The organism is Mariniflexile sp. TRM1-10 (assembly GCF_003425985.1).
Lineage (GTDB): Bacteria > Bacteroidota > Bacteroidia > Flavobacteriales > Flavobacteriaceae > Mariniflexile.
Map to the genome: position 1 here is coordinate 1806664 of NZ_CP022985.1, position 16729 is coordinate 1823392.

Below are 16729 nucleotides of genomic sequence, written 5' to 3' on the forward strand. Positions count from 1 at the left end.
AATGGTGTCATGTAACCTCCCAAAACAGGTTCAAGAGAAGTTTTGATGATTAAAATGATCATTTTAGTCATGTCGGTTTCATTACAGTATTTTTAAGGTTTTAGAAAATCGGTTGAGTACCAGTGCGAGCAACAATACCCAGAACAGGAGCGACAAAAAGGAGATAAGTTCACTCCGGAAAGCAGTTCCTATCTTGAGTGGGCGGTATTTAAAATCCTCGATTTGCGCCCAGTGTTTTTTATCGAGCATGCTGGCAGGGTCTGCCGAACTCTTGGTCGTATTACTGATATGCTTTATTTGCAGCTCATTCAGGCTTTGGGCCAAGTGGTACCTATATTCTTCTGCCTGATCCTGAAAAGCTGTGAAGGAATTATAATCTGTACCCGACAAAGCCATGGATAGGTTCTTTATGCCCATATAGGGATTAAGGAAAGCTAAATACTGCGAAAAGCTATTTTGCCGTGCATATATCCCTCGTAATTTTTTGAGGTGTTCATTGTGAATTCTAGCTGTGATTTTCTCTCCTTCTTTCATCACAAGTCCACTGTAATTAAAAGGTAACTGTGCAACAGAATCCACATTATAGACAGCGAGGACAGAATCTTTGAGGGCCTGATAGTGCGGATCATTCGGATTATGACTGTCCCCGGTTTTTAGAACGTCATGTTCTATTTGCGCCTGGAACTTAGCTTTAGACGGGGAACGGTATAAATAAGACCCTAGGGACTGACCAGCTCTCGGCAACAAAATGGTGAGCAACAACCATATGCCCATGGACGAGGTAAGTGCTGTTTTTGAGGTTTTGCTCCATGCGGAGATGATAACCGCTATAATACAGAAAATACACAGATATAAGAAATACATCCCTATAATAAGCAAAAGCCTATATACTTCATCCATACCGATGCTCATTTTCTGAAGCAGTGCCCAAAGAAGTACGGTAGTGATGATCACTGGAAAATATAGGGTGGACATCACGAGAATCATCCCCAGACTTTTGCCTGTCAATAACTGCTTCCGACTTAACCCTTGACTCATGAGAATCTTTAATGTGCCGTTCTCCCTTTCGGCGGCGATACTTTGAAATCCTAAAAAGAAAATGAGTAGAGGCCATAGGATTTGAAGGATCATAGCAACGCTTATTTCCCCAAATCGCAACATCCCTGTGGAAAATTCCGCTTCGGAAAAGTTGGTAGGGTTCTGAACGTGGGCTTCCAAAAAAATAGAGCTGCCCAGAAAGCTTTCCATGCCAAAATCAAAAACACTTAGCGGGGTTTTTGGGCGAAAGGCAAAATGCCCGTAGTGTGCCATTCTGTGGGGGTGTTTATCGGGATTGTCGAGCCAGTCCTGCCTAGCCTGTTCCTGGTATTTTGCCCTGATCGTTTCCTGGGTCTTAAAATTTTCCCATCCAGAAAAAATAGCATAGGCTAATAAAATCCCGATGATAAAGGCCAGGATAAAAACAGCCCTATTCTTAAATGTTATTTTCCAAAACAGTTTTGCAATATGTACTTTTGCGTTCTTTATCATGGTTAAAGTTTTGAAAGTGCTTTAAAATCTATAATTCAGGGTGAGTGAACCGTTTCTGGGAGCTCCCGGAAACAAACGCAGGTAGTTTTGCGCCCCTAACCAATAGGTGGTATTAAATAGGTTTCCGATATTTAAGGCCACTCGGACATTGCTATGGCTCGGTGCGTAATACACAGCAGCATCGAAGATGGTAAATGCCGGCACTTCGAAATCACGGGTGAACCAGGGTATTTTACTGCTCTGGTGCTGTACGCCAAACCCAATCCCTAGATCTTTTAAGGCTGATGAATTGCTAAAATTGTACTTGGTCCACAGGTTAGCACTATTTTTAGGGGTGTTTTCCTTTCTCTGACCAATCAAATCTTCATTAGCATCGTTTACGATCTTCGCATCTATATAGCTGTAGGAAGCGATAATCTGCCAATCTGGATTGATATAGCCTGTGATATCCATTTCAAAACCACGGCTCCTATCGGCTCCACGCTGTACAAGCAGATCGGGTTGGGAAGGGTCGTTGGCGCTCATCAGTATGTTTTTTTGGTTGATTTCATACACAGAGGCATTCAAGCTCATGTGCTTATGAAACAGATCGATTTTTACTCCTACTTCCTTTAGGTTACTGCTCAAAGGTTTGAACAGTGCGGCAGAAACGTTCGACCATAAAAAATTGGCCGTGCTTGGTAAAAGAGTTGTCGTATTTGACTGGGGCTGAAAACCTTTCAGATAAGTACCATAGACGTTAATATTGTCATTTACGGCATAAGTGAGCCCCATTCTCGGTATTAGTTTTTGATTCTCAAAAGAGGTTTCATTTGGGGTTTCGTAATGGGTGATATCCTTAAACCACTCTTGCCTAAGACTGAAAAGCAAAGTCCATTGCTTAAACTGTAATTGCTCTTGTATATATATGGCATTGTTTGTGGTAAGTGCCGAAGGGATGGCTATACGCGAATTCATCGTGTAGTCCTGAATACTCCTAATCTCATGACTGGGATTGTTCAAGTCAACATGGTTGACATTCGGTCTTGGTAATGTAGTCCCATCAATTTCTATGGTTTGATAGTCATCGGCATTGGATACATCAAAAGTTCGAACTGCTGTGCCATCTTTCAGTAGAAACCCTCGGGCTGCGTTTTGTCCGCCGCCTTTTGTCTTTTCCCAGTAATGTAAATCATAACCTATGAGAAGTTTGTGATTGATGCTTCCGGTCTTAAAATCAAAATTAAAATAGCTGCTTACGTTATCTATATTCCAGTATTGTTCGCGTTGCACAAATTGCATGGCGGCCAAGGAAGTCACGGGCTCATTGTTTATATCTATTGCAAACGCTCCTGTGGTACGGTGTTCCTGCAGGTCTTCCGTCCACGATTGTTTCATATAGGAAGTGTTGAAACTGATATTGGAGTTGAACTTATGGATGATATTTCCCATGATAATAAGCTCTTTAGACCTAAAAAAGTCGTTAGGTGCACCCAAATTCATGCTGATGGGGGTGCTTTTCAGATTAGTAACACCGGCTTCGGCCCCAAAAATAGGCTGGCCCCTGTCCAAGACGCCGTTCATGTCGTTGTAAATAAGCTCGGCGTTGATAGCGGTTTTATCATCGGGGATATAACTAAACGAAGGAGAAATTAAAATAGTTTTATTGTTGACCAAGTCCCTATAGGAACGCGCTTCCCGGTAGGCTCCGTTGATGCGGTAGAGCAATGTTTTCGATTCATTTAAAGGACCGGTAAAATCCAATGTTCCGGTGAAAGTACTAAAACTCCCCACTCCGATGCTTACCTCTTTCCGTTCTACGGGCAAGGGCTTTTTGGTAACCATATTGATACTCCCTCCTGGATCTACACTGGCAAAAGTGGCACTTGCAGGGCCTTTAATAACCTCTACACGTTCTATATTGGTGGTTAAAGGCTGTAAAAAATAAAACTGCCGTGTACGCATACCATTGATGATCTGCCCTTCTTCATTCTGGCTTATTCCGCGGATGTTGTATTGGTTGTAATAACTGGAAGGTGTAACACCACTGACCACTTTAACGGCATCGGCGAGTTGGAAAGCTTGTCGATCGGCAATTAATTCCTTGGTCACTGTACTAATGGCCTGTGGGATATCTTTATTTTCCATGGCTGTTTTTGTGGCGGAAAAGGAATATTTGCTGTCATAACTCCTTAAGGTCCTGCCTACAACCTCAACGGTTTGTAATTCCATAGTTTCTGGGGATAATTGGATATTCAGAAAATTATTGCTTGCTTTGGTCCGATAACTTTTATACCCGATATACGAAACCAGGATAGTTCCTTTCCCTTCCAGTGAAAAATTGCCGTCATCATCGGTAACGGTGCCGAGGGTAGTGCCCACAAGGGTTACGGAAGCACCGAGAATGGGGGTGCCGGTTTCCGTATCGAGAACCTTTCCTGTAATGGTTTGTGACCAGGAGTAATTGAAAAGAATAAGAAATGCTATGGTAAATAATCGTGTCATGAATTGATGTGTTTTTATACGGTTTTTAAATACAGTTGTTCCAGTTCGTTTGCCGAAATGTTATGGGCTTCCAGTTCGCTCACGAGGTTTCCTTCGTTCATAATGCCAATCCGATGGGCGACCTCCCTCGCCCGGAAAATGTCGTGCGTAGCCATTAAAATGGTTGTCCCTCCAGCTGAAAGTTCTTTTAGGATTGCGGAGAATTCATTGGCTGCCTTCGGATCCAGACCTGATATGGGTTCATCGAGCAGCAGCACTTTGGCATTTTTGGCCAATGCAATGGCAATACCCACTTTTTGGCGCATTCCCTTGGAGTAGCTGCGTAAAGGCTTTTGATGGGCGTTTTCCTGTAACCCGGCCTTTGTTAGTAATTGTGATACTTCGTCTTGATGGAGTTTATACCCAGCAAGGGATGAGAAGAATTTCAGGTTTTCCATTCCGGTAAGGTTGGGGTACAGGGCAACCGTTTCGGGAATATAGGCTACATTTTTTTTGATCTCCGAAGCATGTTCCGTTACGGAAAAACCATTTATGCTAGCCTCGCCGGAAGATGGTGAGATAAACCCCAGAAGAATATTAATGGTCGTTGTCTTACCCGCACCATTGGCTCCGAGCAGGCAAAATATGTCACCTTCGTTTATACTAAGGGTCAGATTGTTCAGGGCTGTATAGCCATTATATTTTTTTGAAAGCTCTTTTGTAATGATCATGTGTTTGGATTTTAATTATGTATAAACAATATTTAAAAAGAAGTCCATACCTGAGTTTAACTGGTCTTTTGTCATCATGTACCAGAATCGGGCATAAAGTTCTTCCGCATGCGAAAATGTGTAGCAATAACCTAGAGTCATTGCCAATACGTTAATAATGAAAATAATGTGAATGAAAAAATTGCCCGAAAAGGCTTTTTCGGGATATTTCACAGCTTAAAATGCTATTGTAATCTAAGAAACGACAGGAGGAGGCTTATTGAAAAAATATCCCCGTGTTTGAATTTTTGATACCAGTGCGCTATAAGTTGCCGGTAGGTGTTCTGCCTTGGGAAAGACTGGTGGCGTAAACGCGGGAACTTCAGGAGTAACCGTTATGGGATTATGGTGCTGTTTGATAGTATATAACTCACAGGTGTCACATTTCCCAAAATCGTCATCCTGATCGGAAATATGCTCAAAAGCATGCAGGTTCACTACTTTCAACAAGAAGAAAGCAATGATGAAGAAAAAGGTGATGGTATGTTTTTTGTTTTTGAAATGCATACAGCAGCCAAAAATAGAATATTATAAATTAATCTACAATAAAAGCTATTGGAATATATAGATTATAGGTATATGCATCATAAATGGCTCAGAAGCCTTAAATCTTCTATGATATAGTTCGGGATTTGTATCTTTAGGACTACTAATAAATCAAGGATTCACAGAGTTTTAGTTCTTTTAATCTTTTTGTGTACAAACGACATAGGATGGAATCAAGAACAATTTCTGGCTTCTAACTATTTTAAGGTTTTTTGAATCCACAGGGCTAGTTCATGACTGAACATGCTTAATACAAGGTTGACTTCCTTTCTATGTGCTTTTACAAATTTTGATAATTCTTTATATGTAAATGCTTATATTTTCATTTTATGATTTAGTTATATATCAATACATATATACTATTTAATGTTACATTTTTAGTATTGATACTTTAGGTTTGAAGGTATCTTGGGTTATTATGCCATTTATAATAATCTATGATTTGTCGGCTAGCTCTTTTAAACTCGTACTTCAAATGTGTTTTTTCATAACTCTAAAAGTGTTTGTTTTTTTAACAAACTTTATAAAGTATAATGATGCTAATCCAATAGCTTGTCGTAGGCATATAAAAAATACATTTCGACAGGCTTAATGTGACAATGAATATAAAATTTGAAATAAAAATAATTACACCAAATGGATTCATTTTGCAATTTTTTTAATCCCAATATAATGACATTCAGTTTACCACAATCTTACTTTAGTTTATCAACAATTTTTCTTCTTTTCAAAAATATAATTGGCTAATATCCTACATATTGAGTCCTTTTAGCAAGCATTATTCTTAAATAAAATTCCATCACAAGAAAGCGTTATATCCGATTTTTTCGCACTTTTAAAAAAAATATGTAATCGATTACCTAAATTTTTCTTTTTTTAATTTTTTTTAATGTATTATTGTAATCAACATTATAAAACTAAACTAAATTATTACATTATGAAATCAACTTTACACCTAAAAAAGCATTGGTCTTTTTCTGCTTTTTTTATTGTTTTTTTGGCAACCAGTTTACAATTAGTTGCTCAGACCACACTCGCGGATTGGACATTTGACTATGCTTATGATCAAAGCGGCTCAGGACCTTACGCATACACACCAAATGCGACAGCAAGAGTTGCAGCTGATGGGTTAGATATTAATGTCAATTCAGGTGACATATTTTACCCAAATAGTGCTGATGGAACGCTAACCGATTATGAAATGTCGATGACTCCCAATGTTGCTGGAGTAATAAAAAATGTTTACCAAAACACTACAACGTACCATAATTCGGCACGCATGCAAGGTGTTGTTGCACCATCTGATTTTACAAATTCGGCAAACCATGCCAATTACTTTCAATTTTCGTTTCCAACAACGGGCTATAAAGAAATTAAGTTAGATCTTTCGGCCACTACCCAAAATATTGATACTGATTATCTTGACGTTTTTTATTCTGTTGACGGGGGAACAAGTTGGGCTTCGGCAGGCCAAACAACGTGGGGCTATTGGTGGATACCTAAATCTTTTCAATTCGATATTGTTGCCAAAAATAAAAGCAATGTTTTGGTACGGTTATTTGGAGTACAGGGAGGTGATACAACTGGGAATTATTTTTATATAGACTCTTTTAAAGTAAGTGGTACTTCTACGACATTACCATCAGATACAGTGTCTACAATTAATTGGGCTTTCGATTTGGGTACGGCTGGGCAAACAGCAACCTATACAGAAGCCAGCTATTACAAGCCAGATAATGTTTCTGTAGGTAGTAATTATTCTTATTTAGGAACAAGGACAGGAAGTAATCCTACGGTTACTTACACCTCTTTAAAAAATGAAAGCGGAGCTACTACGCCAGCAGGAGCAAATGTTAATAACTTAATTGGTTTTGAATTCACTCCAGTTTCAGGATTAAACTTTGTGCCAACAAGTATATCTTTCGATTGTCAAAGGTTTGGAACCGACTCAGGTCTTATAGATGTCTATTGGAAATCTTCTGATGGTACATTTACTATTATAGCAACCGGAGTTAAACCTGCTAGAGAAGGAAGTGCAACTAGTGAAGCTGCCGACACCAATACATTCACTATGGATGTTTCGGGATTGACAATTCCTGCTTTAGGGGGCAAATCCACTTTAGAAATATATATCCATGGCCTTGGAAGTGCTAAAGATGTAGGTTTGGCAAATATTTCAATTACAGGCAAATTGAATGGTACAATTGAAGATGTAACACAATATACAGTGACAACGGCAGCGTCTCCTTCCGAAGGTGGAGCAATAGTTTCTGATAATCCTGCAACTGTTGATGATGGTACGGTTGTAAACTTAACGGCCAATGCTAACTTTGGTTATGAATTTGCTGAATGGCAAGACGATCTAGGTGCTACTGTGTCAACAGATAACCCATTCCAAATTACTGTAACAGATAATGTAAGCTATACCGCGGTATTTAATCAGTTAACTACATATGCTTTAAATGTTGTAGTTGAAGGTGGTGCTAATGATTATATGGTAGATATCTCACCGGCTGGAACTATGGTTGATGGCTCTAGAATGTATGTTGCAGGAACTAATGTTACTTTAACTGCCAGTGGAAACCCAATTTTTAATTTCTCGAACTGGGGAACTGGCGAAACGAATAGTGAACTTATTGTTACAATGGACAGTAATAAATCTGAAACGGCGGCATACAATGCAGCGGACTATATTGTAGGATGGGATTTTTATGACGATGTTATCAATGTAGATTTTTCATCGAATGTTGTCAATGATGCTACGACACTTGTGTTACGAGATGCCGCTGGCGCAACTTCTGGTGGACTTAACTTCTCTTATTTATCTGGCAACAGCTGGTATGGCAAAAATTGTCGAATCAATTGGAAATCGTATGCAGATAAATTCTATTATCAAATCAAAATTAATGCTACAGATTATGCTGATATTAGTGTTCAAGCTGCTATGTTAAGTAGCTATTCAGGATATGCTACTCAAAAATGTGAGTATTCCATAGATGGAACAAATTTTACTGAAGTAGGCACTTATGATACGAGTACTTTAAATACATGGGTTAATGGATCGTTTAACTTGCCTGCTGATGCTAACAATCAAGCGGAAGTTTATATAAGATGGATTCCAGACTACACATCAACACTAACTATACATCCTGAGAACAACAATGACGGTACGTCTATTTCCGATATTTATGTTTACGGTACAGAAAGTGTATTTAATGACGGTACCGCACCAGTTCTTACGAGTTCTGTTCCTGCAAACAATGCTACAGGTGCTTCCGCAACAGGAAAAGTAGTGCTTAATTTTGATGAACGTGTTAAAATTGCTGATAATACGACGGCAACTCTTAATGGTAAGCAGTTAACACCTGTGGTATTTGGTGAATCAATATCATTTAATTATTCAGGGTTGGATTATAACACAACTTATACTTTTGATTTAGTAGGTAATGTTATTTCAGATTTAGCAGACAATACATTAACTGATGCTATTTCAATTTCGTTTACTACACTTGACAGACCAACAGTAACTAAGAAAGCTTACGACTTTATTGTAGGTGTTGATGGTGATTTTGCAGAAGCTTTGACAGCAGCCCAATCAGCTGGTGGCGTAAATAGGTTCCATATCTTTTTTCCAAATGGTGAATACGATTTAGGAAATACAACCGGCGATAGTACCCAACAAACCACTATTGGAATACCCAAACTATCATTTATTGGGCAAAGTCGTGACGGAGTAATACTTTTCAATAATCCTACTCAAAAACAAGAGGGAATAGGCAAAACGCCTACCATTAACTTTACAAGTAGTGCTAATAATGTGTATATGCAAGATCTTACCTTGCTTAACAAAATGGATTATCGTTTAGGCATTCCAGAAATGCGCGCTGTAGCTTTACGTCATCAAGGAGACAAAAACATTTTCAAAAATGTAAGGTTGTTAAGTAACCAAGACACTTATTATACGGGAGCTGGACGAACTTATTGGGAAAATGGTGAAATACATGGAACGGTTGATTATATCTTTGGAGATGGCGATATTTTCTTTAACGAATGCCTCATGTACATGGAAAACAGAGCGTCTGGTGGCGGTGGTATTGTTACTGCGGCATCTACCAGTTCCGATTGGGGGTATGTGTTCAGCAATTGTACTATTGATGGTGATGCACAACAAAATGGCATTTATGGATTAGGTAGACCTTGGAATAATGCCCCTAAAGTAGTGTATATCAATACAATTATGAATATATTACCAACAGCGGGAGCATGGGGTGATCCAATGAATGTCGTTCCATTTCGATTTGCAGAATATAAAAGTTTGACTTCTTCTGGTATAGAAGTAGATTTAAGTCAAAGACGTACTGAATATACAAAGGATGCCACTACTGTAACCTTAGACCCAACATTAGATGAAACTGAAGCTGCTCAATACACTATTGAAAATGTATTAGGCGGTACAGATACTTGGCAACCGACGTTATTTACAGAACAGGCATCGGTACCTGTTATATCAAAATCTGGCTCAATACTTAATTGGGATAATGATGATTACGTATTGGGATGGGCTGTATTTAAAGACGATGTGTTTGTTGATTTTGTAATAACTAATAGTTATGACATTACAGGAAACACTACAGGTATTTATACTGTTAGAGCAGCGAATGCTATGGGAGGTTTAGGACTTTCTTCAAATCAAGTGGATATTAGTTTAGGCATTAAGGAAAATAATTTATTGGGTGTTAAAGTATATCCAAATCCAGTTCTTAATGACGAAGTTTTCGTATCCATTCCTTCCATATCGACAAGAACAACAATGGCTCTTTTTGCTTTAGATGGAAGATTAATTATGAAAGAAAATGTTAAGAACATTAAAACAACGATTAATATGTCTGGAATCCCTTCGGGAGTTTATTTATTAAAAGTTGATTCGGAGAAAGGAACCCAAGTCTCTAAAATAATAAAAAATTAAAATAATAATTCAGGATTAATAAAGGCTGTCTCGCGAATTGTGAGACAGCCTTTTTTTATTCCAAACATTAAAATCACTTTCTCTTTATAAGATGAATTCATTTTGTAGTCTTAAACTTTACCTACAACATTACTAAATAAAAAGCCCGAAATTTTAACATTATAGATTCTCCTCATACTAACTAGCCATCCATAAACAATACGAAAAATAAAAATTAGTGTGGCTGATTTATTAATAATCCTTAAAAACCTCTAAGGTAAAACCTTAGTATTTATAAGGTGTTTCCTTATTTTTTTGTTTATGTGTTTGTTTGCTTCTTTTTGTGTTTGTAATTTATTGAATATCAAAATGTTGTAATGTTTTTTGTATAATAATCAGCTTATTTTAATCACATTTTTTTTTAATAATGTTATTTATATTACTATTGTATACATAATTATATGTATTAAAAAAAGGTAAATCCTTAATTATTTCAAGGAATATCCTTACCTGTTTTTCATTATAAATGTATATTTTAGCGCATTCTGTTAATACTTAATGACCAAACCAATTGAAAAAACCAATCTTCGTTTTCTGTACGTCTCTATTATCAATCTTTTTTTTGAATGCGCAAATTACCAATACCTTTCCTGACTCTGGAAATGTGGGGATTGGTACAATAACACCCTCACCCTCGTATAAATTAGATGTGTTGGGTACAGGTAGGTTTACAGGGACTTTACAGGCTAATAATGGGATTTTTGTATCTAATAACAAACTTCTAGCATTTTCGTCCTATAATTATTTTGATTTTTATATTGGTTCTGATGCTAATAAAGATGCCTTACATATAGGCTATGGTAATACATTAGGTTCGTACAATCAAATGACATTTGACCAAACGACTAATCGAATTGGTATTTATAATTCTAGCCCGTCTTATACCTTGGATGTAACTGGAACTGGAAGATTTACAAGTAATTTATTAATAGGAGACCCAAACGGTGCTAGAACAGAAATTAATACCAGTACAAATCATAAGATTTTTGCACCTACAAATATTAAGACGATCGATTTAGATGGTAATTATCATGGAGGTGGTTATGTTGGGGTTTATAGATCAGATATTCAAAAAAGAGCGGTAGCAATGCTATCTCATACGGAGTATAATTATAATTCACTGATTGTATACGAATTGAGAGGGGATGAAGCTCAAGTTGAAGCCATTAATCTTAGCTCGTTTAGGTTAAATAATGATCTTCAGCCTAATAATATTATGACCATGCCAAGTCTAAAATCTACAATTATTGTTGGGGATAATTACAATTATAAAATAGGACAGGGTTATGGACTGATAAACAAACTTAAGACCAGTTTTGAAAATGATGTTTATGTAGAAACAGGTAATGTAGGCATTGGCACCACCACTCCAGCGGCTAAATTAGATGTGGAAAATGGCGACTTGTACGTTGGGGAAGAAGTTTCTTCAAATGGAAACAGACGGGAAATAAGAATTTATGGGTTTGATAATGGTGTTAAGCACTATGGGAGTTTACATTCCAATTATGATGAAAGTAAAAGAACTTTTGATATCAATACAAGTAATGATGTCCAACAAATTAAAATAGATGCTTCAGCAAATTCAACAGCAAATATTTTATTGAATCCAGGTATTTCAGGTAAAGTCGGCATCGGCACCACCACCCCTGATTCTAAACTCACGGTGGCAGGAAATATACACGCCCGGGAAGTAAAAGTAACAATAAGCGCAGGAGCCGATTTTGTATTTCATGACGATTATAACTTACCAAAACTAGAAGAGGTCGAGCAATTCATTAAAGAAAACAAACATCTGCCAGAGATTGCTTCAGAAAAAGAGATGAAAGACAATGGGCTTCTTTTGGCAGAAATGAATATTAAACTACTTCAAAAAATTGAAGAACTCACGCTTTATACCATTGAACAGCAAAAGCTAATTGAAAAGCAATCAGAAGCTTTAGAGAATCAATTTAAAATGATTAAAGAACTTCAAGAATCCATAAAAATGAAATAATTTATGAAAAAGCTAATATTCATTTCTTTATTTCTAATCATTGGGAATAATATATTTTCTCAAAATACTGCCGCTAGTGGAAATACTTGGTATAAAATAATTTCTAAAGGGAAGTTTTTAACCAAGATCAGAGCCTGGGGTCACTATGCTGAACATGAGGTGGTGGTTCATTTAATTAATACTCATTGGAATACTTCTGAGGTCCAGTATATAAGTGAATTTAATTATGATCATAATAGAATTAAATTGGAATGGGGTTATGTTGGAAGTGGGTCTTATAGATATATGGCAGTACGCGTTGTTCCGGTTACAGCCGATTACGCTTCAGGTTTTGAGTTCACTGATGTAGTAGACTCAAATTTTGACTATGCTTTGGAAGCCATAGATGCTTCTCTAGTAACTCCAATTGCACCAAAAACTTCACCGTTTGTTAATGAATGGGCAGGAAATATTGGTATTGGTACAGCTACACCATTGGTAAAGTTAGACATAGAAGGTGGTGATTTATATGTTGGAGAAGAAGCTTCCGTTAATGGAAACAGACGGGAAATAAGAATTTATGGGTTTGATAATGGTGTTAAGCACTATGGGAGTTTACATTCCAATTATGATGAAAGTAAAAGAACTTTTGATATCAATACAAATGATTATGTCCAACAAATTAAAATAGATGCTTCAGCAAATTCAACAGCAAATATTTTATTAAATCCAGGTATTTCAGGTAAAGTAGGCATCGGCACTACCACTCCCGATTCAAAACTCACGGTAGCAGGTAACATACACGCTCAGGAAGTAAAAGTAACCGTTAATGCAGGAGCCGATTTTGTATTTCATGACGATTATAATTTACCAAAACTAGAAGAAGTCGAGCAATTCATTAAAGAAAACAAACATCTGCCAGAGATTGCTTCAGAAATAGACATGCAGGCTAATGGCATTCATTTGGCAGAGATGAATATTAAACTACTTCAAAAAATAGAAGAGTTGACACTCTATACTATTGAGCAACAAAAACAGATAGGCAATCTGTTTAACAAAGTTGAAGAATTGCAAGATAAATTAAACCATAAATAACTAGCATGAAAAAGGGCATCTTTTTATTACTATTAATTACAACCACAGCATTTTCTCAAATAACAGATGAAAATGGAACCAATGCAAATGGCGCAGGGGGCACAACCTTAACAGGAAATGTGGGTATTGGGTTAACTCCATCTGTTAGTTCGCCTTATAAGTTGGAAGTTGCTGGAGCTATTAAAGCTAAGCAAACTTGGTTTATTAACACATTACCTAACGGGCATGTATTTAATAGTAACTGGGACGAAGGGACAGCTTTACTTAGGGCAGGTGTTGATAATACAGGTGGGGCTATGTTGGGTTTTTGGGATGTGCCACAGTCAAATCTTACACAAAAACCTTTTATATGGTTTCATCTTGAAGATAGAGATGATAAAGCAAGGTTAAGGCTCCACGCTTATGAAGGGGGATCAACACAATTCACACTATTTGGAAAAAATCAAAACGAAATTTTCACGGTTTATGATCCTGGCGACGAGTATACATTTTTTAATTTTAGTAAGCCAAAAAGTTATGTGGTCATTGGAGGAGTCAATGTCTGGCCAGTTCAACATAAACTTACCGTAAAAGATGGCAGCTCCTTATTTGAAGGAGATGTTTTTTCAACGGGCAGTGTTGGTATTGGAGTGACATCTTCTAATATGCCTATTGGCTATAAGCTGGCAGTGGCCGGTAACATAATCACCGAAGAAGTTAAAGTGAAATTGCAGAGTGCTGTCTGGCCGGACTTTGTTTTCAACAACAATTATCATTTGCCCTCTTTAAAAGAAGTTGAGGGCCATATCAAAGAAAAAGGGCATTTAAAAGACATTCCTTCTACCAAAGAAGTTACCGAAAACGGTATTCTATTAGGCGATATGAATGCCAAACTACTCCAAAAAATTGAAGAACTCACACTTTATACCATCGAACAAGAGAAAAAACTGGAATCCCAAGATAAAGCCAATCAAGAACTTAAAGAACGCCTTTTAAGATTAGAGCAACTGGTATTGAACAGCAATTTAGTACATGACAAAAATTGAAGAGTGTCCATTGAGAGCAGTCGAAATGCGATTAAAACCAATATTTTCAATGTCTTCGACTGCGCTCAGACTGACATATGAATATATTTGGATTTTTGTCATGTACTAAAAAAACAGCAACCAAAAAAATAAACAAACAAACCCTTAAACAAACACACTTTTTTAAATGAACAAACTAGCATTACCATTGTCCCTTATTGCCATAGCAGCAAGTATTTTTTCATTCTTCTATTTGAACTCATCATCAGAGTTGGTATATGTAGATGTCAACAAATTGCTGGACGGGTACCAACGCACAAAGATCGTAAAGGCCCAGTTTGAGGAAAAAGCAAAGACCCTCAATGCCAATGTGGACAGTTTAATGGTCGATTGGCAAAACGAGATCAAAAGCTATGAAAAGGAACGCTCCACTATGAGCAAAAAGGAACTGGAGCTCAAGCAGCAACTGTTGGGCAACAAACAACAGCAGATTAACAACTACCAACAGGCCATCCAAAAACAGATCCAGGAAGAAGACAAAAAATCCACCCAGACCGTGATCAACGATATCAACGATTACATAAAGGAATACGGTAAGAAGCACAAGTACAAGATCATATTTGGGGCAAGCGGAGGCGGTAATATCATGTACGCCGATGAAGTGACCGATTTGACCCAAGAAGTGTTGAAGGGGCTCAATGCGGAATTTCAAGGAAAATAGTTTTGTCATTCCCGCGAAGGCGGGAATCCCATAAATATCAGTTAGAAAGCCTCAATTGCACATCAAAACAGTTTTAATAACAAGGAAAGAGGAATATTAATAAACAAACTAGAGCATACAAGTTGAAATTAATAAAAAGGAAACACTTTGTCATTCCGACAGAGCGAAGCATGAAACGACGAGGCATCTCATTATTGATAATGGTGGTGCTGTTTTCCAGCTGCCACCAAAAAACATTCAACAACGAGACCGCTATGTTGGACTATATAAAGGACGAAACCAATGGCTACACCCAGCACAAAACCATAAACGGGGTGGACTATACCCTCATGTACCGTCCCACGGACGCTTTGGTAAACCAGGAACTGGGAGATGCTTCGCCAAGCTCGGCACAAATAAAAGAATTAAGGGAAAAATATAATAAATACATGTATTTCAATTTAAGCATGAGCCAGAACAACCAGGAGCTGTTGAGCACCGCCCCAAAGAACAGGAACGAGTTCGGGGCCATGGTAAACGAACTGGCATTTGGAATGAACAAAAAGGTACATGTATATACCCCAAGCAAGGACACCTTGGAAATGGCGGACTTTATATACCCCCGCATGTACGGCATGAGCAGGGCGACCACCATCATGTTTGTGTACCCCAGGGATGAAAAATATTTAAAGGAAGACTATTTAAACTTTACCATACAGGATTTGGGACTGTACACGGGCGAGGTAAAGTTTAAAGTACCAACGAATAAATTGAATAACGAACCAAAATTGAATTTTTAAACGATTTGTCATCCTGAGCTTGTCGAAGGGTGTCATTGCGGAAGAGGAACGCCCAAAGCAATTTGTTAAAAAGGTGTTGTAGGCAATTAAAAAACAGAAATATGAAACAAAAATTATTATTAGGATTATTGTTGATTTTTACAATTAAATCTTTTTCTCAAGATTCGAAATTTAGTCTCGAATTAAATTATCCAATTCCAATAGACAAAAATTTTGTTGGAGAAAATTATAGTGGAATTATTGATCTTGGAGCTAAATTCAGATTTGCTGATTTGAATTTAATAAACATTGGAGCGTCATTTAATGCTGGGATTTTAGTAAATAACTCCAATCAAAATGATGGTTCATTAAATGTTACCATTAATTCATATCTAGTCCAGCCTAGAATGTATGCTGAATTAGACTTGGAGGCACTAAAAAAAATCCATCCAGCTATTGGACTTGGATATACCTTTATGATTTTCGATGCATCTGGAACAAATAATGGCATTGAGCTATCAGGAGCAAGTAAAACCGAGAGCGGATTAAATTTGAATTTAGGAGTTGCATACGATATAACTAACAGATTATTTGCCCAAGTTCAGTATGATTATGTGAAAATCAAAGTTGACAACGAAGTACCGGATGTGAAATATAATACGAACGTTAACCTATTAAAAATAGGTCTAGGTTATAGATTGTAAGAAAAACTATAAAAGCATATATGGAAGCTGCTATTTTTAACTAAGCCAATGTTAGTTACCAGTTTGCAAATTTCCGATTTTATAAAGGAAAATATCGTGAACAAACACATTGTTAAAGTATAAAGATATAGAATCAATAATATAAATAAAGCCATTGCAAA

General features: G+C 37.2%; 11 protein-coding genes. 7 read left to right on the top strand and 4 right to left on the bottom strand.

Going from position 1 to position 16729, the window contains the following annotated elements; genetic code table 11:
• Positions 1-81 precede the first annotated feature (81 nt).
• From CJ739_RS07810 to CJ739_RS20315, 4 genes are read right to left on the bottom strand one after another with little or no spacing between them, the layout of a single operon-like run.
• Positions 82-1530, bottom strand: a complete 1449-nt coding sequence (locus CJ739_RS07810) for an ABC transporter permease (protein ID WP_117174071.1) — start codon at positions 1528-1530, stop codon at positions 82-84.
• 21 nt (positions 1531-1551) lie between these two features.
• Positions 1552-4014 (bottom strand): TonB-dependent siderophore receptor, encoded by a 2463-nt coding sequence (locus CJ739_RS07815; RefSeq protein WP_117174073.1) that lies wholly within the window; start codon positions 4012-4014, stop codon positions 1552-1554.
• A gap of 14 nt (positions 4015-4028) precedes the next feature.
• A complete protein-coding gene (locus CJ739_RS07820; RefSeq protein ID WP_117174075.1) occupies positions 4029-4724 on the bottom strand; it encodes an ABC transporter ATP-binding protein in 696 nt (231 codons plus the stop codon).
• A gap of 15 nt (positions 4725-4739) precedes the next feature.
• Complete coding sequence (locus CJ739_RS20315; protein WP_162880160.1) at positions 4740-4937, bottom strand: hypothetical protein; 198 nt, start codon at positions 4935-4937, stop codon at positions 4740-4742.
• Positions 4938-6246: 1309 nt separating this feature from the next.
• Between CJ739_RS20315 and CJ739_RS07825 the strand changes: the two genes are divergently transcribed.
• The 7 genes from CJ739_RS07825 (at position 6247) to CJ739_RS07855 (ending at position 16568) form a co-directional block, all read left to right on the top strand.
• The gene (locus CJ739_RS07825; protein WP_162880161.1) at positions 6247-10275 is read left to right on the top strand and encodes a pectinesterase family protein; all 4029 of its coding nucleotides are present in this window, start codon (positions 6247-6249) and stop codon (positions 10273-10275) included.
• A gap of 601 nt (positions 10276-10876) precedes the next feature.
• The gene (locus tag CJ739_RS07830) at positions 10877-12307 is read left to right on the top strand and encodes a tail fiber protein (protein ID WP_117174079.1); all 1431 of its coding nucleotides are present in this window, start codon (positions 10877-10879) and stop codon (positions 12305-12307) included.
• Between the two features lie 3 nt (positions 12308-12310).
• Complete coding sequence (locus CJ739_RS07835; RefSeq protein ID WP_117174082.1) at positions 12311-13381, top strand: tail fiber protein; 1071 nt, start codon at positions 12311-12313, stop codon at positions 13379-13381.
• Positions 13382-13386: 5 nt separating this feature from the next.
• Positions 13387-14406 carry a hypothetical protein gene (locus CJ739_RS07840; RefSeq protein ID WP_117174084.1) on the top strand — a complete coding sequence of 340 codons (1020 nt, stop codon included), beginning with the start codon at positions 13387-13389 and terminating at the stop codon, positions 14404-14406.
• Between the two features lie 166 nt (positions 14407-14572).
• Complete coding sequence (locus CJ739_RS07845; RefSeq protein ID WP_117174086.1) at positions 14573-15106, top strand: OmpH/Skp family outer membrane protein; 534 nt, start codon at positions 14573-14575, stop codon at positions 15104-15106.
• Between the two features lie 122 nt (positions 15107-15228).
• Positions 15229-15885, top strand: a complete 657-nt coding sequence (locus tag CJ739_RS07850) for a hypothetical protein (protein WP_236951627.1) — start codon at positions 15229-15231, stop codon at positions 15883-15885.
• Between the two features lie 101 nt (positions 15886-15986).
• Complete coding sequence (locus CJ739_RS07855) at positions 15987-16568, top strand: outer membrane protein (protein ID WP_117174090.1); 582 nt, start codon at positions 15987-15989, stop codon at positions 16566-16568.
• Positions 16569-16729 lie beyond the last annotated feature (161 nt).